We start from the raw sequence: 26,306 nt of genomic DNA on the forward strand, positions 1-26,306 counted from the left end.
CAGGGCGTCGGGTGCTTCCCGCAGCGAAACAAAGGAGGAAGCGAAGCCGGGGGACATTCGCGGAGGGAAGTACCCGGCGGCCTGTTCACACGCCCTGACGAAGAGCGCGAACAGAGCGAAAAAAAGTCACTCGTCTTCTGCGTCGTTCCCGGTCAACGACAGGACTTCTTCGACAAACGCCTCGAACAGAGGCAACGCAGCAGGCAGGGCGTCGAAAGACTCCGCCTCGCCCGCATCGAAGAAATGCGGTTTGCCGGCCGGCACCGACACCCATTCGCCGGCCTCGACCAGCAGGCCCAGGTAGCCGTCCGTCACCGGCAGGTAGAACAGGCCGGCGCTGTCGAGCACCTGCTGGCCCTTCTTCTTGCCTCGCCCCCAACTCACGCCCTGCCCGGCCAGGTGTTCGGTGATCCAGCCGTCGCACACGTGGGTGTCGCGCCAGCTTCCTTGGGCATCGAATACGGCCAGAACGGGCATGAGGGCGTCCTTTGTCGGAAGGAAAAGGGGGAACGGGTGACGAGGCGAAAGGCTTGCTTATTGGAGGAAGCTGGGCTTGGCGTAGCCCTGGAACTTGCTGTCGACCACGGCCTTGAATTCCTTCGAGCGGTAGATCTCGCTCAGGTCCTTGGCCCACTGCGTGTTCTTGTCAGCCGTTTTCACGGCGACCACATTCAGGTAGTAGTCGGGCGTCTTCTCGAGCACCACGGCCTCGGTGAGCTTCAGGCCCGACGAGATCGCGAAGTTGCCGTTGACGATGGCGTACTCGGTGTCGCCCAGCGAACGCGGCAGCTGCGCGGCTTCCAGCGGAATGAACTTCAGCTTCTTCGGGTTCTCGGCCACGTCCTTCTCGGTGGAGCGCAGCGGATCGATGCCCGTCTTCAACGTGATCAGCTTGTTCTGCTCCAGCAGCACCAGCGCACGCGCCAGGTTGCTCGGGTCGTTCGGCAGCGTCACGCGATCGCCTTCCTTGGCTTCGGCCAGGGTCTTGCGCTTGGTCGAGTACACGCCCATGGGCGCGATCGGGCCTTGCACCAGCTCGGTGATGTCCAGCTTCTGGTCGGCGGCGAACTTCTTCAGGTAAACCTGGTGCTGGAAGAAGTTGGCGTCGAGCGAACCCTGGGCCAGCGCGAGGTTGGGCTGCACGTAGTCGTTGAACTCCACCACCTTCACGGTGTAGCCCTTCTTCTCGAGCAGGGGCACGATGCCTTGCTTGAGCTGGTCGGTGTTGGAGCCGGCGGTGCCGCCGATCACCAGGTTCTTCTTGGCGGGGTCTTGCGCATGGGCCTGCAGCGAGAGGCTGCCGAGCGACAGCGCGGCCAGCGAGAGGGCAAGAACGGAACGGCGCAGGAAAACGGTCTTCATTTTTTGATTGAGCAAAAAGCTAGAGAGAAAACAGAGAACAAAAAGATCAACGCTTGTCGAGCCTGCTTGCCGTGGTGTTGCCCACGAATTGCAGGATCTGTACCAGCACCACGAGCAGCGCCACGGTGAGCACCATCACGTCGGTCTGGAAACGGTAGTAGCCGTAGCGGATGGCCAGGTCGCCGATGCCGCCGCCGCCCACCACGCCGGCCACCGCCGAGTAAGAGAGAAAGCTCACGGCCAGCACTGTCAGCGCCAGCACCAGGCCCGAGCGGGCTTCCACCAGCAGCACGCGCCAGACGATCTGCAGCTCCGACGCGCCCATGGCGTGCGCCGCCTCGATCACGCCGCGCGGCACTTCGCGCAGGCACTGGTCGACCAGGCGCGCCAGGTACGGAATGGCCGCGAAAGACAGCGGCACCGCCGCGGCCAGCGGCCCGATCGAGGTGCCCGCGATCACCCGCGTGAACGGCACCAGCGCCACCAGCAGGATGATGAAAGGGAACGAGCGCACGGTGTTCACGATCCAGTTCAGCACCAGGAACGCCGGCTTGTTCTCCAGCGACTGGCCCGGCCCCAGCAGGAACAGCAGGATGCCCAGCGGCCCGCCGATGAGCACCGCGGCCGTCAGGCCGATGGCCAGCATCATGAAGGTCTGGCCCGTGGCAACCCACAGCTCGGGGAGGATGGGGGCGATGTTCTCAAACATAGGCGGGCTCCTTGGCGTTCAGGCTGGGCGCGGCGCCCAGGGCGCCGGCTGCCAGCGCTTCGCGTGCATCGCGCTCGCGGCGGCGCACCAGCTCGTCGATTTCGCGGCCCAGCGCCGTCTTGCGCTCGGCCTTGGGCGCGTCTTCGACGGCGAACTGCTCCACCAGCCGGCCCTTCTCCAGGATGGCGACGTTGCGGCACAGCACCTCGACCACCGACAGCTCGTGCGTCACGATGACGATGGTCACGCCGATCTTCTGGTTGATGTCGCGCAGCGTTTCCAGCAGCGAGCGCGTGGTTTCGGAGTCGAGCGCCGAGGTGGGCTCGTCGCACAGCAATACCTGCGGGCGCGGCGCCAGCGCGCGGGCAATGGCCACGCGCTGCTTCTGGCCGCCGGAGAGCTGCGCGGGGTAGGTGTCGATCTTCTCGGCCAGGCCGACCAGGGCCAGGCATTCGCGCACCCGGGCGTTGATCTCGGCCTTGGAGTGGCGGCCGTGGATCTTCAGCGGGAAGGCCACGTTGTCGAACACCGTGGCGTTCTGCAGCAGGTTGAACTGCTGAAAGATCATGCCGATGTTCTGGCGCGTGTCGCGCAGCTCGCGGCGCGACAGCGTGGTCAGGTCGCGCCCGCCCACCAGCACCTGGCCCGAATCGGGCCGCTCCAGCAGGTTGATGAGGCGCAGCAGCGTCGACTTGCCAGCGCCGCTCTTGCCGATCAGGCCGAACACGTCGCCCTGCTGGATCTCGAGCGACAGCGACTGCACGGCGTCGAACACCTCGCCGCTGGGCAGTGCGAATGACTTCTGCACGGATTGAAGACGGATGACGGGCGTCGCGGCGTCGCGGCCCGCATCGGGCGAAGGATGGCTCATTGGGAAGAAGCGCGCCCGGCCAGAAAGCCGGACACGAAGGTTCGCGAAAAAGGTGCCGAGTATGAAAACAAAAGCGGCAAAAGGAAACGAAGAAAAAGGAGGGTGTTTATATCGCAATGTGCATATCAAAACCCGAGGGCGGGCAATGAACGCCATATCGATATGCCTATTGGTTCGTTCCCAAAGGCGACACGCCCTGTCACATTCGCGCCTTCTTTTTTGCTTTCCGCGTCACCATGAATACCTTTTTCCGCCGCCGCACCGCCCTTGGCGCCCTTTCCGTCACGCTGGCGGCCGCCCTTTTCTCCGGCAGCGCCGCCTTCGCGCAAGACAAGAACAGCCTGAAGGTGGGCGTCTCGGTCGGCAGCGCCGAGCAGATCTTCGAGGTGGTCAGGAAGGTTGCCGCCAAGGACGGCCTGAACATCCAGCTCGTGGTGTTCAACGACTACCAGCTGCCCAACGCCGCGCTGGCCTCTGGCGACCTGGACGCCAACGCCTTCCAGCACCAGCCCTTCCTGGACAACCAGAACAAGTCGCGCGGCTTCGACATCGTGCCCGTGGGCCTGACCATTACCGCCCCGCTGGGCTTCTACTCGCGCAAGATCAAGTCGATCGACCAGTTGCCCGACGGCGCGGCGGTCGGCATCCAGAACGATCCGTCGAACGGCAACCGCGCCCTGCTGCTGCTGCAGGCGGCCGGCCTCATCACGCTCAAGCCCGAGGCGGTGAAGAACAACACCGCCACCCCGCTGGACGTGGTGACCAACCCGAAGAAGCTCAAGCTGGTGGCGCTCGACGCCGCCCAGCTGCCGCGCTCGCTGGACGACCTGACCATTGCCGCCATCAACAACGACTACGCGGGCAAGGCCGGCCTGTCGCTGGACAAGGACGCCGTGATCAAGGAAGCCGCCAAGAGCCCGTACGCCAACATCATTGCCGTGCGCCGTGCCGACAAGGACAAGCCGTGGGCCAAGCGGCTGGTGGCGGCGTACCAGTCGCCTGAGGTGAAGAGCTTCATCGAGACCCAGTTCAAGGGCTCGCTCGTTCCGGCGTTCTGAGTTCGCGCTTCTGCCTTCCCCCAGAGGGGGAAGGCGCAATACAGGGGCGCTGCCTGGCGGGTTCGCGGACCGTGAGAAAATGTCGGGTTCCGCCCGAACACCAACCCTCCACAGTCAGGACACCCCATGGACGCAGAACAAATCAACCAAATCGGCGCAATGCTCGCGGACCTGAGCGTCCGTACGGTCGATTTACGGAGGTATCTTTGACTACGATGCCAAAGCTGAACGACTGAGGACAGTCAACGCATCGCTCGAAGACCCGAACGTCTGGAACGACCCGAAGAAGGCCCAGGAACTGGGCAAGGAAAAGAAGTCGCTCGACGACGTGGTCGTCACGCTCGACCGCCTCACCAACGGCCTGTCGGACAACACCGAGCTCTTCGAGATGTCGAAGGCCGATGGCGACATGGACGGTTTGCAGGCCATTGCCGATGACGCCGCCACGCTCGAAACCGACATCAAGCAGCTCGAATTCCGCCGGATGTTCAACAACCCGGCCGACCCGCTGAACGCCTTCGTCGACATCCAGGCCGGCGCCGGCGGCACCGAGGCCTGCGACTGGGCCAGCATGCTGCTGCGCCAATACCTGAAGTACGCCGAGCGCAAGGGCTTCAAGACGCAGATCGAAGACGAGACGCCCGGCGACACCGCCGGCATCAAGGGCGCCACCATCAAGGTGGAAGGCGACTACGCCTTCGGCCTGCTGCGCACCGAGACCGGCGTGCACCGCCTGGTGCGCAAGTCGCCGTTCGACTCGTCGGGCGGGCGCCACACCAGCTTTGCAAGCATCTTCGTGTACCCGGAAATCGACGACTCGATCGAAATCGAGATCAACCCTTCCGACGTGCGCACCGACACCTTCCGCGCATCGGGCGCGGGCGGCCAGCACATCAACAAGACCGACTCGGCCGTGCGCCTCACGCACATTCCGACCGGCATCGTCGTGCAGTGCCAGGACGGCCGGAGCCAGCACAGCAACCGCGACGTGGCGTGGAAGCGCCTGCGCTCGCGCCTGTACGACTTCGAGATGCGCAAGCGCCAGGAAGAACAGCAGAAGCTCGAAGACAGCAAGACCGACGTGGGCTGGGGCCACCAGATTCGCAGCTACGTGCTGGACAACAGCCGCATCAAGGATTTGCGCACCAACGTCGAAGTCTCGGCCACCCAGAAGGTGCTCGACGGCGATCTCGACGTGTTCATCGAAGCTTCGCTGAAGCAGGGCGTGTAACCGATGACGCTGACACACGGCAAGGTCGAAGCCTTCATCTTCGACATGGACGGCACCATGATCGACTCCATGCCCTGGCATGCGCGGTCGTGGGTCGAATTCGTGGAGCGCCACGGCCTCGCGCTCGACGTGAGCGACATCCTGGCGCGCACCACCGGCCGCACCGGCGCGGAGAGCATGCGCGAGCTGTTCGAGCGCGAGCTGTCCGATGCCGAGTGCCAGGCCATGGTGCACGAGAAGGAAGAGATCTACCGCGCCCTCTTCCACGACAACTTCACCGAGGTGGCCGGCTTCACCGCCTTCGCCAAGGCCGCCGTCGCGCGCGGGCTGAAGGTGGCGGTGGGCACCGCGGGCGACAAGGGCAACATCGAGTTCGCCATGTCGCGCCTGAAGATGAGCCCGCTGCCCCTGGCCATCGTGGGTGGCGACGAAGGCTTCAGCGGCAAGCCCACGCCCGCCATCTTCCTGGAAGCCGCGCGGCGCATCGGCATTGCGCCCGAGCGCTGCATCGTCTTCGAGGACGCGCCCTTCGGCATCGAGGCCGCGCGCCGCGGCGGCATGCGCGCCGTGGCCGTGTGCAGCACCCATACCGCCGCCGAGCTTGCCGGCCCCCATGTGATTGCCGCGGTTCGCGACTACAACGAACTCGCCCACTCGAACTTTCTGGAGACACTCGATGCTGCTACGTGACGCTCAAGGGCAACCCATTGCCATCCGCCGCGAAGACTACGCCGCCCCGGCGTACTGGATCGACACCGTCGACCTCACCTTCGACCTCGACCCCGCCAAGACACGCGTGCTCAACCGCATGCAGATGCGCCGCAACCCCGAGGTGCCGGTGCAGCCGCTGCGCCTGGACGGCGACGAGCTGAACCTGGCGCGCGTGCTGGTCAACGGCCAGGGCGCGTCCTTCCGCATGGAAGGCGACCAGCTCGTCATCGACGGCCTGCCCGACGCCTTCGAGCTCGAGCTCTTCACCACCTGCTGCCCCATCAAGAACACCAAGCTGATGGGCCTGTTCGTGAGCGAAGACACCTTCTTCACGCAGTGCGAGGCCGAGGGCTTTCGCCGCATCACCTACTTCCTGGACCGCCCGGACGTGATGGCCATGTACACCGTGACGCTGCGCGCCGCCAAGGCCGCGTACCCGGTGCTGCTGTCCAACGGCAACCTGGTCGAGCAAGGCGAATTGCCCGAGGGCCGCCACTTCGCCAAGTGGGTCGACCCGTTCAAGAAGCCCGCCTACCTGTTCGCCCTGGTGGCGGGCAAGCTCGTGGCGCGCGAGCAGCGCATCAAGGCGCGCAATGGCCGCGACCACCTGCTGCAGGTGTACGTGCGCGCCGGCGACCTCGACAAGACCGAGCACGCGATGAACTCGCTCATCAACTCCGTGCTGTGGGACGAGGCCCGCTTTGGCCTGCCGCTGGACCTGGACCGCTTCATGATCGTCGCGACCAGCGACTTCAACATGGGCGCCATGGAGAACAAGGGCCTGAACATCTTCAACACGAAGTACGTTCTGGCCAACCAGGCCACCGCCACCGACGCCGACTACAGCAACATCGAAAGCGTGGTCGGCCACGAGTACTTCCACAACTGGAGCGGCGACCGCGTGACCTGCCGCGACTGGTTCCAGCTGTCGCTGAAGGAAGGCCTCACCGTCTTCCGCGACCAGGAGTTCAGCCAGGACCTGTGCGCCGACGCCTCGGCGCGCGCCGTGAAGCGCATCGAGGACGTGCGCGTGCTGCGCACCGCCCAGTTCCCCGAAGACGCCGGCCCCATGGCCCACCCCGTGCGGCCCGACAGCTACATCGAGATCAGCAACTTCTACACCGTCACCATCTACGAGAAGGGTGCCGAGGTCGTGCGCATGATGCAGACGCTGGTCGGTCGCAAGGGCTTCGAAAAGGGCATCACCCTGTACTTCGAACGCTTCGACGGCCAGGCCGTGACCTGCGACGACTTCGCGCAGGCCATTGCCGACGCCAACCCCGAATCGGAGCTGGCGCGCCTGCTGCCCCAGTTCAAGCGCTGGTACAGCCAGGCCGGCACGCCCCGCCTGGCCGCGCACGGCGTGTACGACGCGCAGAACCGCAGCTACACCCTCAGCGTGGTGCAAAGCTGCCCGCCCACCCCCGGCCAGCCGACCAAGGAACCCTTCGTCATTCCGCTGAACGTGGGCCTGCTCGACGCCAACGGCCGCGAACTGCCGCTGCAGCTCGAAGGCGAAAGCGAAGTCACGCGCGGCACACGCACCCTGGTGCTTTCGCGCGCCGGCGAGCAGCTGACCTTCGTGGGCCTCGACGCCGAACCCGTGCCTTCCATCCTGCGTGGCTTCAGCGCGCCGGTGATCCTGGACTTCGACTACACCGACGCCCAGCTGCTGACCCTGCTGGCCAACGACCCCGACCCGTTCAACCGCTGGGAAGCCGGCCAGCGCCTGGGCCTGCGCGCCGCGCTGCAGGGCATTGCCGCCCTGGCCACCGACACCACCCCGGTGCTGAACGACGCCTACATCGACGCCATGCGCAGCGTGCTGCGCAACCCGCAGCTCGACGCCGCCTTCAAGGAGCTGGTGCTCACCCTGCCCTCGGAAACCTACATCGCCGAACAGCTCGACGTGGTCGACCCGCAGCGCGTGCACCTGGTGCGCGAAGCCATGCGCGCCCAGCTGGCCACCGCCCTCTTCAGCGACTGGCAGCAGGTGTACGAGGACAACAAGGACACCGGCGCCTACAGCCCCGACCCCACCTCGTCCGGCCGCCGCGCGCTGGCCGGCATGGCGCTGAACTTCCTGTGCCTTGCAGCGCGCGCCTCGGGCGACGTGGTGTGGCCGGGCAAGACGCTGCAGCGCTTCAAGGACGCGGGCAACATGACCGACCGCTTCAACGCGCTCAACGCCCTCGTGTCGTCGGGCCACACCCTGGCCGCGCAGGCGCTCGCGCGCTTCCACGCCATCTTCAAGGACGAGGCGCTGGTCATCGACAAGTGGTTCTCGCTGCAGGCCGGTGCCAGCGACCGCGGCGGCGACATCCTTCCCCTGGTGAAGCAGCTCATGAAGCACCCCGACTTCTCGCTGAAGAACCCCAACCGCGCGCGCAGCGTGATCTTTGCCTTCTGCAGCGCCAACCCCGGCGCCTTTCACCGGCCCGACGCGGCAGGCTACGTGTTCTGGAGCGAGCGCGTGACCGAGCTCGACGCCATCAACCCGCAAGTGGCGGCCCGCCTGGCGCGCGCCCTCGACCGCTGGAGCAAGCTGGCCGAGCCCTACCGCAGCGCCGCGCGCGAAGCCATCGCCCGCGTGGCCGCCAAGCCCGACCTGAGCAAGGACACGCACGAAGTCGTGACCCGCGCCCTGGCAGGTAACTAAGCAAGAGACTGAACAGAGAAAACATGGCTCAACAAAAGATTTCCCTCACCCGCTATCTCGTCGAACAACAGCGCGCCGGCGGCCTCATTCCGGGCCAGCTGCGCCTGCTGCTCGAAGTGGTGGCCCGCGCCTGCAAGAGCATCAGCCAGGCCGTGAACAAAGGCGCGCTGGGCGGCGTGCTGGGCACCGCCGAGAGCGAGAACGTGCAGGGCGAGATCCAGAAGAAGCTGGACATCATCGCCAACGAAGTGCTCATCGAGGCCAACGAATGGGGCGGCCACCTGGCGGCCATGGCCAGCGAGGAGATGGAAACCATCCACGTCGTGCCCAACCGCTACCCGCAGGGCGAATACCTGCTGATGTTCGACCCGCTGGACGGCAGCAGCAACATCGACGTGAACGTGAGCATCGGCACCATCTTCAGCGTGCTGAAGAAGCCCGACGACCACCCCGGCGTGCAGGAAAACGACTTCCTGCAGCCCGGCACGCAGCAGGTGGCGGCCGGCTACTGCATCTACGGCCCGCAGACCACCCTGGTGCTCACCGTGGGCAACGGTGTGGCCATGTTCACGCTCGACCGCGAGCAGGGCAGCTTCGTGCTCACGCAGGAAGACATCCAGATTCCGGCTGACACCAAGGAATTTGCCATCAACATGAGCAACATGCGCCACTGGGACGAGCCCGTGAAGCGCTACATCGACGAGTGCCTGGCCGGCAAGGAAGGCCCGCGCGGCAAGGACTTCAACATGCGCTGGATTGCCAGCATGGTGGCCGACGTGCACCGCATTCTGATGCGCGGCGGCGTATTCATGTACCCGTGGGACAAGCGCGAGCCCGAGAAGGCCGGCAAGCTGCGCCTGATGTACGAGGCCAACCCCATGAGCTGGCTGATCGAGCAGGCCGGCGGCGCCGCCACCAACGGCAAGCAGCGCATTCTGGAGCTGCAGCCGACCAAGCTGCACGAGCGCGTGAGCGTGCTGTTGGGTTCGCGAAACGAAGTTGAGCGTTTGACGCAGTACCACGCCGAGAAGGCATAAAACTGTGGGTATAATCTGAGGCTTCGCCGGTGTAGCTCAGTCGGTAGAGCAGCTCATTCGTAATGAGAAGGTCGGGTGTTCGATTCATCTCTCCGGCACCAATTAAAAAGCCCGCTATCCAAAAGGTAGCGGGCTTTTTCGTTTCTGCTTCAACTAGGCCTGCTGTAGCCACAAAACGCTCCCTAAGACGAAACCACCCCAAAAAACGCCGCTGCAGCAGCCGACCTCATCATCAAGAACACCTACCGCACGCTCATGACGCGCGGCATGAAAGGGTGTTACGTCTACTGCAGCGACGAAGAGACCGCGCTCTACTTTCGCGACCGGCTGTCACCCGGTGCGCCTGCCGCGGTCTTCACCAAGCCTTGAAAAGATCCTTCAGATCAGCGACGGGCGCTGGCGCTCGCCGGCTGAGGGGCTCCTTCAGGCTTGGCTAGTGGCCGATCCATCGCGTTGAGCCGCTTCAACAGCTCCTGGGCGAGCCGGGCAACATCGTCCGCCAGGTCGGACGCGATCCACATGATGTTGTCCCGGTGCCGCTCCCCTATTCCCTCGAACCACTCGCTCCAGTCGCCGTAGCAGCAACTCAGCAGAGATTGCATTTGGGTCAACTTGTTCTCAAGAATGTCCAACGCGTCCGGGCCCTCGGCGGGGTCGTTGGGGGTGGGCGAGTTTTGCCCGGCGATAATTTGATCAGCCATTTGGTGTGCTGCCTTTCCAAAGAATTGCACATTGATTGGTCAGACGGCCATGGTGTTAGCGCACCTTGGCCGTCGCCTCTTCTCACTTTTGCCTCACATCGACACCGCTGCGATGTGCATCGGTGTCACGCCGTGAGGCGCGGCGGTCATCAAATGTAGGGAGAGAAACGCTGCATTGGAAGCCTGGTGCTGCGAACAAATGCGCTTCTGCGCAACTTTGCCCGCATCCGCAAAGCCAAACAAAATAGCCGTCTGCGGCGACGAGAAATCGACATGCAAGACCCGCTCATCAGATCCGGCATCGGGCTACCGATCGCTTCATCGATCACGCCTTTGATGGCCTCTTCGCTCGGCCCGGCGCTCAGGCGCTGGCGCCTGCTCCACCGCGTGAAGCAGGCGCACGCGGCGCAGCTCTTCAACGTGAACCAGTCGACCATCTCCCGCTGGGAGTCCGGCGCGCAGGCGATGGAGCCGGCCGAGCGCGCGACGGCCGAGCAGCTGCTGTCGGCCCGGCTCGACGCGGCTGCCGACCACGCGCTGGCCCGGCTGGTGGGCGAGAGCCCGCGCGCGGTGCACCTGGTGTGCGACATCACGCACCGCCTGCTGGCCTGCTCCGCGCGCAGGCAGGCCGAGTTCGGCGCGCCGCTGTCCACGCTGCTGGGCCGCTCGCTGTGGCGCTATGCCACGGCCGAGATCGCGGGCAAGGAGGCGATGCTCGAGCGCATCGGCTGGCGCGACGCGCTGGCGCCGCCGTCGCTGGAGTTCGCCACGGGCACCAACGGATCGGCGCTGGTGCCCATCGTGCCCAGCGTGTGCCGGTGGACGCGCATGACGCTGTCCGATGGCACGTCGGCGCGGCTGGTCGAAACACTGGACGAAACGCCGCCCGCGCCCTCGCTTCAATGACCCGCGCACCCGTCGCGCTCGCTGCACGCATGGCCTTGGGCAGGGCCCTCGCCCTGGCGTTTGCGCTCACCCTGGCCTTCGCGTTCCCGCCCGCTGCCGCGGCCGCCAGGCCCCTCCCCTACGACCCCGCCATCGTCACGCTGCAGGGCACGCTGCTCTCCGCCGACGGCATGACGCCCGATGGCGTGAAGCTCAAGTTTCCGGCGATACGGCTGGCCGAGCCCATCGCCGTTGCCGAAGACGCGCCGCGCGACTGGCCCGCCGAACATGGCGTGGTGCTGCTGCACATGGCGCTGGACCCCGCGAACATGGCCGCGTTCAAGCGCCTGAAAGGCCAGCGGGTGCAGGTGCGGGGCAAGCTCTTTCATGCGGACAACGGCAACCACCAGACGAGCGTGCTGGTCTTTGCGGTGTCGATCGCACCCGCGAAGTAGCCGCCCGGTCAGTGACCATGTAGCGGGCCATGTAACGGGCCATCTAGCGCACCAGCACGCATATCTCATGCGTGGACATCGCCCCGCCGCCTGCCTACGATGCCCGGCGATGAACACCGAGACACTCAAGGGCAAGCTCGCCTTCCTGCGCGAGGCGGAAAAACTCAAGGACGTGCTGCGCAGCGGCCACACCTCTTCAGGCCGCGCCGAGAGCACGGCCGAGCACAGCTGGCGGCTGTGCCTGATGGCGATGGCCTTCGCCGAAGAGCTGGCGCCGCTCGACCTGCTGAAGGTGCTCAAGCTGTGCGTGGTGCACGACCTGGGCGAGGCGATCAACGGCGACATTCCGGCCATCAGCCAGGCCGCGCACCCCGACAAGGGCGCGCGCGAGCGCCACGACCTGCTCACGCTGATGGCGCCGCTCCAGCCACCCGGCGAGGCATCGCTCGGCCTGCACGGCGAACTGCTCGCGCTGTGGGACGAGTACGACGCCGCCACCACGCCCGAGGCCCAGGCGGTGAAGGCGCTCGACAAGCTGGAGACGATGCTGCAGCACAACCAGGGCGCGAACCCCGCGGACTTCGACTACGCCTTCAACCTGGGCTACGGCCGCAAGCACACGGGGACCACGCCGCTGTTCAGCGCGCTGCGCGAGCTGGTCGATGCGGACACGCGGCGGCGCATGGCGCCCCTGCGCGGCCAGGGGGCCAGTCGATAGCCGGTCGATAGCCGGTCGGCAAATCGGTCGATAAATCAGTCGACAACTCAGTCGCAGAACGCCGCAAGGCCCATGCCCCGGTCCGCGGCGCGCGAGAGCATGTCGTGCATGGCCTTGAAGGCGGCGGCCTGCCCGCGGTGGCTGGCCAGCGTGCCGGCCTTGGCGATGAACATCTCCAGCATCCTCACCACCTGCGTGGGGCTCAGCAGCGAGTCGTCGAAGTACCGCAGGTTCAAGCCTGCCTGGCTGCACGCATCGAACAGCGCGGCCAGCGAGCCGTGCGCGTCGAAGTCGATGGCGCCCGCGCGCTCCAGGCCGCGCGGGTCCTTGGGCATGTGCGTGCGCGAGGGGTCGATGAAATAGATGTCGAGCATGGCGCGCCGCCGCTCAGCAGCATGTTCGAGGGGAATGGGAGCCGGGTCCAGCGGCTGCCATCGCGATGCCACCCGCAGCCCCGGCCGGCGACTGCGTACAGCTCGATGGCACTGAGGCATGCATAAAAAATCAGCGCTCGCGCTGCGCCCGGGCTACTCGTAGCAACCGCGTGCCAGCAGCGTGACGCGGTAGATGCGGTCTTCAAGAAAGCTGTGCAGCACGTGCACGTCGCACAGGTCGGTGCGCCACAACTGGTAGCCGTCGTCCTCGTCCAACACCTGCCTGACCAGTTGCCCCGCAGCCTTCGCGGTTGCCACGTCGAGGGGGTCGCTCATCTGCAGGCCCCAAGGCAAGGGGCCCGCATAGCCGCTGCTCTGAAAATCCAGGTCGGCTCTGTAGCGCACGCCGCTCAGGCAGGGTTGGCGGGTGCGCGGTGCTTCGGGTATGAAGTCCGCCATGTCGGCACCGGGCTTGAAATAGAGCTCCATGCCGAGCTGCTCGGAGTAGTCGGCCTCGCCGTACTCGGCAATCTCACGCGCTTTCTCGCCGAGCGAAAAGATGTCGAACCGCGCATCGCCTCGCAGCTCGTCGAGCGGCCGGCCGAAGTGTTCTGCGAACTGCTCTGGCGATGGCACCGCGCTTGCCAGCACCGGCGTTACGCGGGGCGGAGTCAATGTCACCAGCTTGAGCCGGCCGGTGCCCTGCTCAAAGCTCGCGTCCACTTCGGCATCCGCAAGAGGCCATCGCGCCTTCGAGACCTTCAAGCCCACGCGCCACATTTCCGCGGGCGAGCCCAGTCGCTGCAACACATCGCCCACCATCTCGTCCGCTCGGAACGACAGAGGCAAGGTGCCCGCGTACGGGGACCATTGCGAATTGAAATGCAGCATCAGCGTGACCCGGCTGAGTATCAAACTGCCCTGGCTGCGAGGCGGGCCGTATCGCGCCTCGTAGCGATCGGCATCGGTGAAGAACAAGTAGATGCCCAACCCCGGATTCACGAGCGAAAGGCGATGGTCGGCGCGGGCCTTCTTCAACGCCTCCTGGTCCAGCCATTCGCGTTGCTCCCAGCCCTCGATCAGTGCTTGCACCGGCGCACTCTCCCAGGCGTGCCCCAGCAGATGGTTGCTTGCCTGCAAGGCGTGAGCCTGGTTGTTCATTTGCGACGCCGGGGCATGCACGCCTTTACTTGAACGGGAGGGTGATCGACACGATCTTCACCGCGCCGTCGTCCCTGTACCTGGCACGCATCTGAAAGCCGTCCTTGAGCCATTGGTCCCACTCGATGACGTCGTCCTCTTCCTCGGTGCGCGCGGGCGTGCCGAACTCTCGAAGTGCGTCTTCGCGGGTCGCGACGGGGCCGGTGCTGAACGGAATCGGCCCGGTGTAGGGCGTGAAGGTCTTGCTGCCGGCGACATAGGCAAACACGGCCACCAGAATGGCTTCGCCGGCGTCCTTGGGTTCGGCATAGGTCCTGATGTAGTCCTCTCGCTCGTTGAAGGTCAAGGACAGGCCCTGCGCATGAAACTCCATGCCCTCCACACCTTGCGAGCGAAGCTTTTTCATGGAAAGAGAAGAGATGCTCCCGCCGGCGGACTTCATCAGTTCCGCGAGTCCGGCGTTCAGCTCGGAGCATCCAATGAAGGGCAACAGTTCGGTCAATGTCATGGTGTGTTTCCTGTTTTCATTCATCGACGGATTTCATGATTTTCTTCAACCATTTCTTCCATTCGCCGTGCGTCATTTTCGTGATCTCGTCGGCCGCCTTTTTGTAGGCCCCTTTGCAGCCGGGGTCGTACTTGTCGATGGACTCGAGAATCTTGTCCGTGTTCTCCTTGGCCGCTCGCTGCAGGTCTTGCATGTCCCTGTCGGGGCGCTTCAGGCCGTCGATCTTCTGGTGCTGCCGACCACCGTAGGTTTCGCTGTGCTTCTGGTGGAGCTCGCCCGGGATCGCAATGGTCGGCGCATTTTCGACGATGGCCGCGATCTCAAGGGCATTCAGGGCTTCGCCCTTGACCTCGCGAGCAGCCCTGAGCAGCGCCTCCTTGGAAGGCACATGATCCCAGTTCACGCCCGCGTTGTCGTGGTTGTTGCGGTCCTTGTAGGGGCCTTTCTGTCCGCACTTGGGCTTTGGCTTGGGCTTCTTCTTGACCTGGGTGTCCTTCTTCTTGGAGCCACCCGACTCGGCCTTTGAAGCGGCCTTCTTTTCCGCCGCTTCCTGCGCCGCTTTTTCGGCCGCGGCCTCCGCGGCTTCCTTCTCGAGCTTCTCTTTCGCAATGCGCTCCGCGAGCAGCTTCTCGGCCTGCTTGATCCCGGCGCGCTCGCCGCCTTTCAACGCCCCCTTGATCGCCACCTTGCCCGCCTTGGCGGCGATGCCGCCGCCGGGCACCAGGTTGGCCGCCGCCGACGCGCCGGAGATCGCGGCATTCGCGTAGTCGCCTTCGGCCGCGTAGATGGCCGCGTTGGCACCATCCGAAAAAATACCCACCACCGGAATGACGCCGCCGATGTCGAGCACCGTGTGCGTGACCGAACTGCCCCAGCTGCTCCACCAGCTCTCTTCCTTCGGCGTCTCGGGCTTCACCTCGGGGTTGGCCTGCTGCGCCTTGGCGGCGGTCGAGGGGGTTTCGCCGACCACGGTGCCCAGGGTGTTGCCGTTGGCGTTGGTGCCGGGCTTGCGCGGCTTGAGCTCGGGCAGTTCGAGCGTGGGCTTTTCCTGCCGCAGCGCCTCGTACTGTTCGTGCGACATGTTCCAGGTGTTCTGCGCCGGCCCCAGGTCGGACGGAAAGTACAGCAGCGACACCGAGTCGGCGTGGTTGTAGCCCACCAGCCGCCCGCCATTGCCGACCGACCTGCTGAACGCGGGAGCGATGTCCACCGTGACGGCCATGCGCGCTACTTTCCGTTCATCCAGAACAGGTCGTCGTGGCGCACGAGCAGCTTGCCCTCGGCGCGCACGGTGCGGCTGTGGTCCTTGGGGTAGCACTTGCCCTGCACGGTGCCGCTCTTCACGCCCTTGGCGGCACCGGCCGCGTCGCCGATGGTGGTGGGCACCACGCTCATGTCGTAGACCACCACCGGGTGCCCGTTGGCGCGCACGCTGCTGGCCACCGCGGTGGTGCTCGCCAGCTGCGCGGTGACCGGATACGGCACGGGCGGAATGGCGCTCCCCATCGGGGTCTTGCACACGTCAGGCGCCAGGCTCACGACACGCCAGCTGCCCTGCTTGCGGGCGGCGACGTTGGCGGTCATGCCACGGGCTCCATCGCACCCGGTGCGGCGGCCGCGTGCGGCGCGGGGCGAACCAATGGCGCGGCGGGGTCGGTCTCGAAGCGCGTCTCGACGACCCGCACGGGCGCGTCCGACGGGATCCACACGCGGTGCACCAGCGACAGCGTCATGGCCTGCGCATCGACGAGCAGCGTGTCGGTCACCATGGGCAGGGGCAGGAGCGCGCCGTTTTCCAGCCGCAGCAGCACCAGCGCGCGGTGCCCGGGCAGCGTGACGCGCAAGTGGCCGTCGGGCGTCGATGCCGGCTCGCTCAGGTTCCACAGCTCGATGCATGCATCGGGCGGCAGGTAGGGCACCTGCTGGTCGGCGGGCGCGGCATTCCAGTAGCCGAAGTCGAGGTCGTGCGGCAGCCAGGGGTGGCGCTGCGCGAGCCAGGCATCGTCGTAGGTGCCGGCCAGCGCCAGCCGCGGCGCCCAGGCCCGGCCCACCACGCCCAGGCCGGCCGGCGCGCGACCGTAGCCCCTGGCGGTTTCTGCCATGGCCCGCGCGTCCAGGTCGGTGCCGGCATGTGTGGCGAGCAGGGGCTGATGCATGCGCTCGTGCGCGAATTCGATGCGCGGCGCCGGCATGCGCTCGATGTCGGGCAGGCCGGCGTGGCGCGCCTGCTCGATGGCGCGGCGGTCCAGCCACCCCTGGCCGAGGGGGTTCGAAAAGCACACCTCGTTCAGCAGCGGCGGCGCGTCGTCGCGCGCACCGGGCTTGCGCAGCAAGGTGCGGCCGCCAAACGCGTGCTCCCATCGCATGTCCAGGCTCAGCATGGGCTCGCTGGCGGTGCGCGCCCATTCGCGCCCGTTGCGCAGGTAGAAGAGCGACGGACCGCTCACGCGCAACCGCTTGTCGAGCACGGCGCGCGGCACGGCCTGCGCGCTGGCACGCTGGCGCTCGTCGTCCCACGCGGCTTGCTGCTGCGAGGTGAGCCGTGCGCCCGGGTGCAGGGGCCGGGGCGGCTCAGGGGCCCGCACCCACTGGCGGCCGGCCGTCACCTTCACGCGCACGTCCCATTCGCTTGCCGCCACGCCGTGGGGCGCATGGGCGGTGGCATTCACGATCACGTCGCAACGCGGCTTGCAGGGTGCGAGATCGCTCTCTTCGCGCGGGCTCGACGCGCCCTCCTCGCCCCAGTAGGCGTCGGCCATTGCCAGCGGCACGGGGTCGTCGTCGTTCACTTCGGCCGCCCACGCGCCCCGCGCATCCTGCACGAGCCGGTAGCCCACCTTCATCGCGACCACCCGGTACTCGCGGTCGCTGGGCGTGGCCGCGCGAAAGCACAGGGCGTCGAAGGGCGTGAGATTGCGGAACTCCACGGTGCGTGTCTTCTTCGTGGGGTCAGTTGAGGTCGATGTCCTTGCCGCTCACCTGCACGGGCCCGCTCGCGGAGAAATCGAAGGACGAGCCGTTGATGGTCACCACGCCCTGCGAGGTCATGACCAGCGAGCTCTTGCCGCACACCAGCTCGATGCGCTCGCCGGCCTGCAGCGTCAGCGTCTTGCCCACATCCACCCGCTTGGACAACCCCACCTGCTCCGTCTGCATCAACGCCACCGTGGTGTTCATCGCCGCGCCCACCGACACCTGGTAGCCCAGCCCGATGGTCAGCGCCTTGGCCAGGCCGATGGTCTCGGCCTTGGCCAGCGCCACGGTTTCCATCTTCGCGCCGCCCACGGTCACGCTGCGGTGCTCGCCGATGTGGATGGTTTCGTTCAGCCCCACGGTCTCGGTGCGGTTCATGCCGATGCCGATGGTCTCGTTCAGGTCGACGCGCTCGGTGCGGTTCTTGTGCACGGTGATGCGCTCGTCGAGGTCCACGGTCTCGGTGCGGTTCTTGTGGATGGTGATGGTCTCGTTGCCGTCCACGGTCTCGGTGCGGTCGTTGTGCACCGTGATGGTTTCGTCGTGGTCCACGGTTTCGGTGCGGTCGTGCTTCACGTGCACGGTCTCGTCGTGGTCCACCGTCTTGCTGCGGTCGTGGCCCACCCAGTGGGTCTCGTCGTTCTCGACCTCGATGTCCTGGTTGCGCTCGGCGTGCAGCCACAGCTGCTCGGCGCCCTTCTTGTCCTCGAAGCGCAGCGCGTTGGCGTTGGCGTCGCTCGCGCCTTCGCTGCTGCGCGTGAGCAGGCCGCTTTGCGTGGCGTTGGCCGGCAGCGCCCACGGCGGCATGTTGTCGGCGTTGTAGACGCGGCCGGTGACGATGGGGCGGTCGGGGTCGCCATGCTCGAAGTCGACGATCACCTCCTGCCCGATGCGCGGTATCTGGATGCCCCCGAAGTTGGTGCCGGCCCAGGGCGACGACACGCGCACCCAGCAGGAGCTGTTCTCGTCCTTGCTGCAGTAGCGGTTCCAGTGAAAGCTGAGCTTCACGCGGCCGTACTCGTCGGTCCATATCTCGCGGCCCGCGGGGCCGGTGACGATGGCGGTCTGCGGGCCGGTGGTGCGCGGGCGCGGCACGGCGGGCGCGGCGCAGCGGAACACCTTGCTGCTGGGAATGACCTCGAAGTCGACCCGGCACTCGAAGGCCTGCTGCCCGCTGGCGTCGCCAATGTCCTGCACCCGCAGGTGCGCGTCGGTCACCAGGTACTCGCGGTTGGACTCGTTCTGCGGATGCCGCTCCAGCGTGAGCAGGCAGCCCGGCACCACGGCGCGCAGGTTGCCCGAGCCGCTGGCGCGCTCGCCCTGGCTGCCCTGCTCTTCCATGCGCGTGCGCACCAGCTGCTCGCCCTCGGACTCGACCACGTAGTCGCCCGGCCAGCCGTAGCGCTCCTGCGTGTTCTGCGCGGTCTTGCGCGGCATGGCGCTCACCTGCTGCAGGCGGGCCTTGGGCCGCTTGAAGTCGAAGTCGTCGGTCACCCAGCGGCCGCTCTGCAGCGTTTCGCAGGCGTTGAAGCGATCGCAGTGCTCTTCGCGCACCGTGTCTTCGGCGCCGTGGAAGGGCACCTTCTGGTACGCCGCGTTGGCGTAGGGCTGGTGCGCGGCCATGTCGTCGACGATCACCATCCGGTGGCTGCCGTCGGCGTGCGCGAAGAAGTAGTACAGGCCCCACTCGTGCAGCAGCCGCGCGATGAAGTCGTGGTCGCTCTCGCCGTACTGAACCTGGAACTCGCGCGGCGGGTAGCTGCGCGAGGCCTTGATCTCGTGCGCGAAGTCGTAGTCGCCCAGCACCTCGGCCACGATGTCGAGCACGCTCTTGTTCTGGAAGATGCGGTAGTCGCTCGTGCGCGTGGCCAGCGTGAGCCAGGGCTCGATGACGGCCTCGTACAGCGCGCGCCGGCCCTCCAGCCGCAGGAAGCGCACGCGCGTGACCAGGCCCGAGATGTGGCGCTTCTCTTCCCCCGCGCCGGGCCGCCCGTCGAGCACCAGGTGCACGGTGAACGCCTGGCCCACCAGCTGCTTGATGTCGACATTGGCCGCCTGCCGCTCGTTGAAGCCGGCCTGGTCGGGCGTGCCCAGGGTGACGGTGTAACGAAACAGGCTGCCCAGGCCTTCGTCGCCCTCGATGGCGATGGGCTCCAGCGCCGGTTGGCCGCCCAAGGTCGGCATCGCGGCCGACGACGCGGTCAGGACGCGAACGGACTGCGCGGCGCCTGGTGGCATGACACTCTCCCTGGTATTCGAATCGACTTGCGAATGGCACAGGCGCGCGCAGCAAGCGACGCCTGCGGCGTTGCCATGCAAAGTGCCTGTGCGGTTGCGTGAATGCGCGGCTAGGAGGCGCGCGTGTGTGTGCTTGCGCGCTCCCCGTTGTTGTCGTTCTTGCCGCGCTGCGCGCGCCTTCCCTCTTCTGCCGTTCCCTGTGGCCTCTTCGGCCTCTTTGGCCCCTTTGGCCTCTTCGGCTCCTTTGGCCCTGCGCGTCCTCTTGCGGGTGCAAGAGGACCGCCGCAGCGGGGTCAGGCTTCCTTGTTTTCCTTCAGGTTCCAGCCCAGCACCGTCTCGGCGCCCTTGCCGCCCTTGTCGGTCTGTTCCCAGTACTGCTGCTTCACCTTCGCGGCCTGGAAGGCGTACTGCACGAACACCGCGTCGGAGCCTTGCTCGGCGGTGTACTGCACCGAAGTGACCAGCACTTCTTCGAGGGTGACGCGGGTGTATTCGATCTGCGAGCCGCCGGCCTTGCACACCGACACCTCGACCTTGGCCAGGTGCTTGCCGCTGGCGCAGTTCTTCAGCACGGAAGGCGCGGCCTTGTCGATGCGCGCGAGCACTTGCAGGTCGTTGAAGCTGGCCTTGCCCACGCCGCCTCCGCCGCCGCTCACCATGTTGCCGGGTTGGGTCGCGCCCCAGGCGAAGGACTTGATGTCGCTCCACTCCTTGTGGTTCGCGTCCTTCGATTCGCCGCCTGCGCCTTCGACGCGCATGAACATGTCTACTGCCATGAAATCAACTCCCTCAGTTGTTGCGTGTCCGCTCGGACACTGTGAAAACCAGCCACCAACCAACCACGTTTGCCTGCAGGATGACGGCCGCGAAATAAACTTTGATGACACCCGGGCGCTGGTGACACAGCGGGGCCGGGATATTTCTCAAGAGCAACGCTTTCGCGCTACATCGCACCTTCGAATCCATTCTTGCCCACTGTGCGTTCGATCAAACGGCGACACAGCGTCTGCAAGGCGCCCGATTTTTAACAAACTTTTTGCAATTGATCGACAGCTTTCGCAGATCTTTTTTGTCGATCTCTTCACGCCACGCGCCAAACAAGACAATAAGTTTTAAGTTGATGCATCGCCCGACGAGGCAATGAGACAAAGGCTTCTTTGGCGATGACTTCGGCGCGGGTCTTCGGGCGCGCGAGGCTCGAACCTTAGGCGAGGGGTATTCGCGCAGCCAGTGCCGAAGGTCATGCGCAAAAAGCACTACAGGCCCCGCGCGGGGGCCTGCAGTGCAACTGAAAAAAGCAAGGTGCTCAGCGGCGCGCCACGTCCACCACGGCCTTGGCGAACACCTCGGGCGCTTCCTGCGGCAGGTTGTGGCCGATGCCGCCGGTGGCCGTGCGGTGCTCGTAGGGGCCCGAGAACTTCTTCGCGTAGGCGGCGGGCTCGGGGTGCGGCGCGCCGTTGGCATCGCCTTCGAGCGTGATGGTGGGCACGCCGATCACCGGGGCCTTGGCGAGCCTGTCTTCCAGCGGCTGGTACCTGGCCTCGCCCTCGGCCAGGCCGAGGCGCCAGCGGTAGTTGTGCACGGTGATGACCACGTGGTCGGGGTTGTCGAGCGCGGCGGCGCTGCGATCGAAGGTGGCGTCGTCGAGCGCCCACTTGGGCGACGCGGTCTGCCAGATGAGCTTGGCGAAGTCGTGCCGGTTCTTCTCGTAGCCCGCGCGACCGCGCTCGGTGGCGAAGTAGTACTGGTACCACCACTGCAACTCGGCGGCGGGCGGCAGCGGCGTCTTGCCGGCCTCCTGGCTGCCGATGAGGTAGCCGCTGACCGACACCAGCGCCTTCACGCGCTCGGGCCACAGCGCGGCCATGATGCAGGCCGTGCGCGCGCCCCAGTCGCAGCCGGCGACGGTGGCGGTCTTGATCTTCAGCGCGTCCATCAGGGCAATGATGTCCACCGCCACCACCGATTGCTGGCCGTTGCGCGCCGTGTCGGCCGACAGGAAGCGCGTGCTGCCGTAGCCGCGCAGGTAGGGCACGATCACCCGGAAGCCCGCGGCGGCCAGCAGCGGCGCCACGTCGACGAACATGTGGATGTCGTAGGGCCAGCCGTGCAGCAGGATCACCGGCTCGCCGGTGGCGGGGCCGGCCTCGTAATAGCCGACGTTGAGCGAGCCGGCATCGATGCTCTTCAAGGGCTCGAGGCGGCGCAGCGGGACTTGCGCGTTCTTCGGTGCGGAGGCACCCGACGACTGGGCGAAGGCAGGCAGGCCCACCGCGAGCTGGGCGGCGGCCACGCCGAGCGCGGCGGTGCCGAGGAACGAGCGGCGGGGGAGCTGGAAGGGAGCGGACATGGGGATCTCCTTTTTGCGTGGCAAGAGTTCGCGGTTGAACAGCGTTGAACAGTGTTGAACGGGGTTGAAGGGCGGTCGATGCCTTGCTCGTGAGTGACACGTGCAAGCGTTGCAGCGACTGACGGCCGCGATCTTCTTCCCCTGGCCGCCGAAGAACCGGCGTTTCGTATCGCTGTGTATCGACGGGGGTTTTGCAGACACTAAATTTCATTCCGCAGGACCGAGGCGGCCCGGCCGCGCGAAGTTCATCGGTGGCCCGCTGCGTGCATCCACGTCTTTCGCCGCAACGAGAATGCGGCCTTCCGCAGCATCGACAGACGTTCACACCCATGCCCCTGCCAACGACCTTCATCCATCGCATCGCCTTCGCGGCGCTGGTTCTCTGCGCGGGCACGCCGTGCCTTGCCGCGAACCCGACTGCGCAACAACAGCAGCAACAACAGCAACAGCAACCCCAGGCAGCGACGCCCGGCGTTGCCAAGGCAGCGCCCGGCACGCCCGTGCCCGCCGGCTCGCCGCAGGCCGGACCCATTCACTTCCAGTTCGCCATCTACTACGCCAAGCCCCCGGCCACCGACCCGATGGCCGCGTTGCGCAGCCGGCTCGCCAAGCTGGGCGGCCCCAAGCTGCTGGGCGCCATGCCCACGCCCGCGCAGGCGACCGAGCCCGTGGTCTTCGCGAACTGGAACACCACCACCGTGCTGCAGGACTACCGCGCGCCCAGCCTGGAGATGCTGCAGCGCTTCGGCCGCGGCCTGTCGCGCGAGCAGGCCGAAGCCCTGCAGAAGGCCGACCGCGCGCTGGTGCTCGACTTCGCGCACCCCGCGCAGCAGTCGTCCGCCGCCATGCTGAAGGCGCTGCAGTTGGCGCAGCAGGTGGCGCGCGACACCAACGGCCTGCTGTGGGACGAGGAAACGCGCGAGGTCTTCACGCCCGACGCGTGGCAGGCGCGGCGCATCGACTCGTGGTCGGGCAACGTGCCCGACATGGCGAAGCAGACCATCATTCACGCCTACCGCAGCGACACGCTGGTGCGCGCCATCACGCTGGGCATGTCGAAGTTCGGGCTGCCCGACGTGGTGGTGAGCGACTTCGCATGGTCGAGCAACCGCGCCATGGGCAACCTGGTGAACACCTTCGCGCAGGCGCTGGGCGAAGGCGCCACGCTGCCGCGCGCCGGCCAGTACGACCTGGACGTGCGCGCGCTGCGCCTCGCCGCCGCGCGCGACCCGCTGCTGGCCAACCTGAAGCCCAACGCCAGCGCCACGGCGAAGCTCTCCCTGGTCACCGGCAAGTGGGAAGACGGCGACCCGCGCAACCGGCTGTACGAGATTCGCTTCGACCGCTACGCCGGCCCCGACCGCTATGCGCAGCAGACGGCCATGCTGGTCGCGGCCTTCGGCACCGACGAAGACGCGGTCACGCGGCTGAAGCACAACGACGAGTTGCGCGCGGCCAGCAAGGCGGCCAATGCCCAACTGCCCCAGCTGCGCGACGCCTTTGCCAAGGGCTTGCAGCCCGGCGAATACATCCTGGTGAAGGCGCCCTTCGCCACGCGCGACGGAGGCAACGAATGGATGTGGGTGGAGGTCGCGAAGTGGAACGGCGACACCATCGAAGGGCTGCTGAAGAACGAGCCGGTCGACGTGCCCAGCCTGCACGCGGGCCAGATGGTGAAGGTGTCGCAGGCCAAGGTGTTCGACTACGCGCGCAGGCACCCTGACGGGCGTGAAGAAGGCAACGAGACGAGCAAGATCATCCAGCGCATGCAAGGAGCAAAGAAGTGAATACCGTGACGAACGTCAGCCGGCAGCGGCTCTACCTGTTGGTGATAGCTATCGCCGTGCTTGCCGGGTGCTGGATCGCGCCGATCTACAAGCCCGCGCAAGAACAAGTCGAAGCCGGACTGAAGCGCGCACTGACCACCTTTGCCGCTGCGCGTGCGATCGGCGCGGTCGTTTCGGTCGCACAAGGCACTCAAGTCGAGGCCACGCCAGCGGGGGTCGGTGTGAGCTTTGCGCCGGGGCAAGCACTGAAGCCGCTGAATGAACTCCTCGAGCAGTTCGCAGCGGTCATGCTGGCAGTCAGCGTTTCGTTCGGCATTCAACTCACCCTGCTGAAGATTGGCGCCCACCACCTGATGCCCTGGATCGTGAGCGGCATAGCGGTAGTCTGGTTCATGTGGCGTTGGCAGTTCGGACGTTCGCCACGCTGGCTGCAATCGCTCCTGATCGGGGTATTGCTGGTGCGCTTTGCGGTCCCGCTGAGTGCCATGGCGAGTGAAGGCATCTATCGCACATTCATGGCCAGCGACTACCAAGTCGCGCTGTCGGACATCGAGCGATCACCCACCAGCGTCGTCGAGGCCACAAAGGAAGTGCCTGTGGCGAAGGAAAGCTTGAGAGAACGCATCGCGCGTTGGTTGATGAAGCCAGCCGACCTGAAGGCCACATACGACTCGATCGCGAAGTCTGCCTCCGACTGGGCCGAGCGCATCGTGAAGCTCATCGCCCTCTTCGTGCTGCAGACCATCGTGCTGCCGCTGGTGTTCCTGTTCGCGGCGTGGCGGCTGGCGCGGGCCGCGATACGGGAGCCGATGGTTCGCGGGGCGGTCGCCTAGCGGCCTGCGGCGCAAGCAAGCATCAGCCGCACACGTTGCGCCCTTCCGGCGAGCCGCGCAGCCGGTTCAGGAAGGCCAGCTGCACCTTCGCGGTTTCGCTGCCCTGCACGGCCGCGCGGTGCATCCACTCTCGCGCCTCGCAGCGGTCGGCCTGCACGGCCGGACCGTACAGCGTGGGGCCGCTCAGCAGCACCATGCCGAGCATTTCCTGCGCCTCGGCGCTGCCCTCTTCGGCGGCCTGCCGGAGCAGTTCGAGCATGCCGCGGTAGTCGCGGTCGGCCTGCGCCTCGAGCGCCATCTGAAAGCGCTGCTCCGCCTGTATCTGCGCGCTGGCGTCGGACGGGTTGGCCGCGAACAGCGCGGCCACCAGGCACAGCAGGCCCGAGAGGCAGATGCGCCAGCGCAGCGACCAGCTGGCAATCTGATTGAGTTCGGATGACATCGTCGGTTCTCCACGAATGAGGTGAACGACATGGTCTCGCGGGCTCGCGCTTCGCGGAAGCTGGAATTGGCGCAGCCTGCCTCAGCGGCTGGCTGAGGCCCGGCCTGCTGTGTTCATGCAGGGCTCAGAACAGCGACAGCACCGCCGCGTTCACCACGTAGCCGCCCACCGTCAGGAACACGAACAGCAGCGCCCCCAGCTTCAGCGGCTGCACCCCGGCGCGGCGCAGGCTCGCGACGCTGGTGCGCAGGCCCATCGCGGCCATGGCGGTGGCCAGCAGCAGGGTGTCGAGCTGCACCAGCCCCGCCACCAAATCACGCGGCAGCACGCCCAGCGAATGCACCGCGCTCACCGCGATGAACAGCACCGCGAACCACGGCACGCGCACCTGGCTGCAGCATTGCCGGAAGCCGGCCGCGCCCTGCGTGGCCGCACCCCTGAACGATGCGGCGGCCTGGAACGACAGCACCATCAGGAACGGCGCCAGCATCATCACGCGCAGCATCTTCTCGACCACCGCCGCGTTGGCCGCCGCGGGCCCGATGGCATCGCCCACCGCCACCACCTGCGCCACCTCGTGGATGGTCGAGCCCGCGAACAGGCCGAAGGCATGCTCCGACAGCCCCAGGTACGGGAACACCAGCGGGTAGGCCACCATCGACAGCGTGCCGAACACCACCACCGTGGCCACCGCGACGGACACCTTGTGCTCTTCACCACGCACCACCGGTTGCGTGGCCATGACGGCCGCGGCGCCGCAGATGGCGCTGCCCGCGCCGATGAGCGCGGCCGTCTGCCGGTCGAGCCCCAGCCAGCGCGTGCCCACGTACAGCGCCACGCAGAAAGTGAGCGCCACCATGGCCGCGGCGATCAGCAGGCCGGGCCAGCCGACCGCGCCGATGTCGTGCAGTGAAATGCGAAAGCCGTACAGCACGATGCCCGCGCGCAGCAGCGTGCTGCGCGCGAAGTCCACGCCCGGCCCGGCCCGCTCGGCCACCGGCGCGAACACGGTGTTGCCCACCACCATGCCCAGCGCGATGGCCAACGTGAGCGCGCTCAGGCCCATCCGCACCATCGGCCCCCACTGCGCGAGCAGCGCCGCCACGCCCGCGAGCAGCAGGGCCAGCAGCACGCCGGGCCAGCGGGTGCGAAGAAAGGTGAAGCCCACGGAGGTGAAGCCCGAAAGCCCGGACAGCGAAGCGACGAATGACTGCATGGCCCCGAGGTTAGAAACTGGCAACCC

27 protein-coding genes, 1 tRNA gene and 1 pseudogene are annotated in these 26,306 nt (G+C 66.5%); 12 read left to right on the top strand and 17 right to left on the bottom strand.

The window, feature by feature from the left end:
• Positions 1–126: 126 nt before the first annotated feature.
• The 4 genes from AB6807_RS21680 to AB6807_RS21695 are packed head-to-tail and all read right to left on the bottom strand — an operon-like array spanning position 127 to position 2,942.
• Positions 127–477: a hypothetical protein gene (locus tag AB6807_RS21680; protein WP_371086201.1), complete on the bottom strand. Its 351-nt coding sequence runs from the start codon at positions 475–477 to the stop codon at positions 127–129.
• A 57-nt stretch (positions 478–534) separates the two neighbouring features.
• Positions 535–1,362 carry a MetQ/NlpA family ABC transporter substrate-binding protein gene (locus AB6807_RS21685; protein ID WP_371086202.1) on the bottom strand — a complete coding sequence of 276 codons (828 nt, stop codon included), beginning with the start codon at positions 1,360–1,362 and terminating at the stop codon, positions 535–537.
• A gap of 46 nt (positions 1,363–1,408) precedes the next feature.
• Entirely contained in the window at positions 1,409–2,071 is a 663-nt protein-coding gene (locus AB6807_RS21690; protein ID WP_093135722.1) for a methionine ABC transporter permease, read from the bottom strand.
• Entirely contained in the window at positions 2,064–2,942 is an 879-nt protein-coding gene (locus tag AB6807_RS21695) for a methionine ABC transporter ATP-binding protein (protein WP_116911075.1), read from the bottom strand. Before AB6807_RS21695 ends, AB6807_RS21690 begins: the two co-directional genes overlap by 8 nt.
• Positions 2,943–3,178: 236 nt before the next feature.
• Here AB6807_RS21695 and AB6807_RS21700 point away from each other — a divergent pair, with 236 nt between their 5' ends.
• From AB6807_RS21700 to AB6807_RS21730, 7 genes and pseudogenes are all read left to right on the top strand, one after another.
• Positions 3,179–4,000, top strand: a complete 822-nt coding sequence (locus AB6807_RS21700) for a MetQ/NlpA family ABC transporter substrate-binding protein (RefSeq protein WP_371086203.1) — start codon at positions 3,179–3,181, stop codon at positions 3,998–4,000.
• A gap of 126 nt (positions 4,001–4,126) precedes the next feature.
• A protein-coding gene (gene prfB / locus AB6807_RS21705) for a peptide chain release factor 2 (protein WP_116911073.1) occupies positions 4,127–5,231 on the top strand; the annotation gives its coding sequence in 2 pieces (ribosomal slippage) (positions 4,127–4,207 and positions 4,209–5,231; 1,104 coding nt in all).
• Positions 5,232–5,234: 3 nt separating this feature from the next.
• The gene (locus AB6807_RS21710; RefSeq protein WP_116911072.1) at positions 5,235–5,921 is read left to right on the top strand and encodes an HAD family phosphatase; all 687 of its coding nucleotides are present in this window, start codon (positions 5,235–5,237) and stop codon (positions 5,919–5,921) included.
• Positions 5,908–8,601: an aminopeptidase N gene (gene pepN / locus AB6807_RS21715; RefSeq protein ID WP_116911071.1), complete on the top strand. Its 2,694-nt coding sequence runs from the start codon at positions 5,908–5,910 to the stop codon at positions 8,599–8,601. Before AB6807_RS21710 ends, pepN begins: the two co-directional genes overlap by 14 nt.
• A 23-nt stretch (positions 8,602–8,624) precedes the next feature.
• Positions 8,625–9,638, top strand: coding sequence for a class 1 fructose-bisphosphatase (locus AB6807_RS21720; RefSeq protein WP_116911070.1), 1,014 nt, complete (start codon positions 8,625–8,627; stop codon positions 9,636–9,638).
• A gap of 25 nt (positions 9,639–9,663) precedes the next feature.
• Positions 9,664–9,739 (top strand) — tRNA-Thr (locus AB6807_RS21725).
• Between the two features lie 97 nt (positions 9,740–9,836).
• Positions 9,837–10,007: pseudogene (locus AB6807_RS21730) on the top strand (DNA/RNA helicase domain-containing protein); the annotation flags it as partial.
• 14 nt (positions 10,008–10,021) lie between these two features.
• Here the strand turns inward: AB6807_RS21730 and AB6807_RS21735 are convergent.
• Positions 10,022–10,339, bottom strand: a complete 318-nt coding sequence (locus AB6807_RS21735; RefSeq protein WP_371086204.1) for a hypothetical protein — start codon at positions 10,337–10,339, stop codon at positions 10,022–10,024.
• Positions 10,340–10,432: 93 nt separating this feature from the next.
• Complete coding sequence (locus AB6807_RS21740) at positions 10,433–10,618, bottom strand: hypothetical protein (RefSeq protein WP_371086205.1); 186 nt, start codon at positions 10,616–10,618, stop codon at positions 10,433–10,435.
• Between the two features lie 57 nt (positions 10,619–10,675).
• Between AB6807_RS21740 and AB6807_RS21745 the strand changes: the two genes are divergently transcribed.
• The 3 genes from AB6807_RS21745 (at position 10,676) to AB6807_RS21755 (ending at position 12,397) form a co-directional block, all read left to right on the top strand.
• Entirely contained in the window at positions 10,676–11,245 is a 570-nt protein-coding gene (locus tag AB6807_RS21745) for a helix-turn-helix transcriptional regulator (RefSeq protein WP_371086206.1), read from the top strand.
• Positions 11,242–11,679: a DUF4431 domain-containing protein gene (locus AB6807_RS21750; protein WP_371086207.1), complete on the top strand. Its 438-nt coding sequence runs from the start codon at positions 11,242–11,244 to the stop codon at positions 11,677–11,679. The genes AB6807_RS21745 and AB6807_RS21750 overlap by 4 nt, the downstream gene beginning before the upstream one ends.
• Positions 11,680–11,788: 109 nt before the next feature.
• A complete protein-coding gene (locus AB6807_RS21755; RefSeq protein WP_371086208.1) occupies positions 11,789–12,397 on the top strand; it encodes an HD family hydrolase in 609 nt (202 codons plus the stop codon).
• 47 nt (positions 12,398–12,444) lie between these two features.
• Here the strand turns inward: AB6807_RS21755 and AB6807_RS21760 are convergent, their stop codons facing one another.
• The 9 genes from AB6807_RS21760 to AB6807_RS21800 all read right to left on the bottom strand — a co-directional run bounded on the left by AB6807_RS21760 (position 12,445) and on the right by AB6807_RS21800 (position 22,001).
• Complete coding sequence (locus AB6807_RS21760) at positions 12,445–12,771, bottom strand: hypothetical protein (protein ID WP_371086209.1); 327 nt, start codon at positions 12,769–12,771, stop codon at positions 12,445–12,447.
• Between the two features lie 153 nt (positions 12,772–12,924).
• A complete protein-coding gene (locus AB6807_RS21765; protein WP_371086210.1) occupies positions 12,925–13,932 on the bottom strand; it encodes a hypothetical protein in 1,008 nt (335 codons plus the stop codon).
• A 25-nt stretch (positions 13,933–13,957) separates the two neighbouring features.
• A complete protein-coding gene (locus AB6807_RS21770) occupies positions 13,958–14,440 on the bottom strand; it encodes a hypothetical protein (protein WP_286516414.1) in 483 nt (160 codons plus the stop codon).
• Between the two features lie 16 nt (positions 14,441–14,456).
• Positions 14,457–15,662, bottom strand: a complete 1,206-nt coding sequence (locus AB6807_RS21775) for a hypothetical protein (RefSeq protein ID WP_371086211.1) — start codon at positions 15,660–15,662, stop codon at positions 14,457–14,459.
• A 5-nt stretch (positions 15,663–15,667) separates the two neighbouring features.
• The gene (locus AB6807_RS21780) at positions 15,668–16,024 is read right to left on the bottom strand and encodes a DUF4150 domain-containing protein (protein ID WP_116911056.1); all 357 of its coding nucleotides are present in this window, start codon (positions 16,022–16,024) and stop codon (positions 15,668–15,670) included.
• Positions 16,021–17,367, bottom strand: coding sequence for a DUF2169 domain-containing protein (locus AB6807_RS21785; protein ID WP_371086212.1), 1,347 nt, complete (start codon positions 17,365–17,367; stop codon positions 16,021–16,023). Before AB6807_RS21785 ends, AB6807_RS21780 begins: the two co-directional genes overlap by 4 nt.
• Before the next feature lie 22 nt (positions 17,368–17,389).
• Positions 17,390–19,651 (bottom strand): type VI secretion system Vgr family protein, encoded by a 2,262-nt coding sequence (locus tag AB6807_RS21790; RefSeq protein WP_371086213.1) that lies wholly within the window; start codon positions 19,649–19,651, stop codon positions 17,390–17,392.
• Positions 19,652–19,944: 293 nt separating this feature from the next.
• Positions 19,945–20,427 (bottom strand): type VI secretion system tube protein Hcp, encoded by a 483-nt coding sequence (locus AB6807_RS21795; RefSeq protein ID WP_116911054.1) that lies wholly within the window; start codon positions 20,425–20,427, stop codon positions 19,945–19,947.
• Positions 20,428–20,957: 530 nt separating this feature from the next.
• Complete coding sequence (locus AB6807_RS21800; RefSeq protein ID WP_371086214.1) at positions 20,958–22,001, bottom strand: alpha/beta fold hydrolase; 1,044 nt, start codon at positions 21,999–22,001, stop codon at positions 20,958–20,960.
• 329 nt (positions 22,002–22,330) lie between these two features.
• On the opposite strand from AB6807_RS21800, the gene AB6807_RS21805 reads away from it, so the two are divergent.
• Complete coding sequence (locus AB6807_RS21805; RefSeq protein WP_371086215.1) at positions 22,331–23,788, top strand: DUF2314 domain-containing protein; 1,458 nt, start codon at positions 22,331–22,333, stop codon at positions 23,786–23,788.
• Positions 23,785–24,621 carry a hypothetical protein gene (locus AB6807_RS21810; protein WP_371086216.1) on the top strand — a complete coding sequence of 279 codons (837 nt, stop codon included), beginning with the start codon at positions 23,785–23,787 and terminating at the stop codon, positions 24,619–24,621. The genes AB6807_RS21805 and AB6807_RS21810 overlap by 4 nt, the downstream gene beginning before the upstream one ends.
• A gap of 22 nt (positions 24,622–24,643) precedes the next feature.
• Here the strand turns inward: AB6807_RS21810 and AB6807_RS21815 are convergent, their stop codons facing one another.
• Positions 24,644–25,063, bottom strand: coding sequence for a sel1 repeat family protein (locus AB6807_RS21815; RefSeq protein WP_371086217.1), 420 nt, complete (start codon positions 25,061–25,063; stop codon positions 24,644–24,646).
• Between the two features lie 124 nt (positions 25,064–25,187).
• Positions 25,188–26,279, bottom strand: coding sequence for a YeiH family protein (locus tag AB6807_RS21820; protein WP_371086218.1), 1,092 nt, complete (start codon positions 26,277–26,279; stop codon positions 25,188–25,190).
• Between the last annotated feature and the right edge of the window lie 27 nt (positions 26,280–26,306).

This window comes from Variovorax sp. RCC_210 (assembly GCF_041355175.1).
Taxonomy (GTDB): Bacteria; Pseudomonadota; Gammaproteobacteria; order Burkholderiales; family Burkholderiaceae_C; genus Variovorax.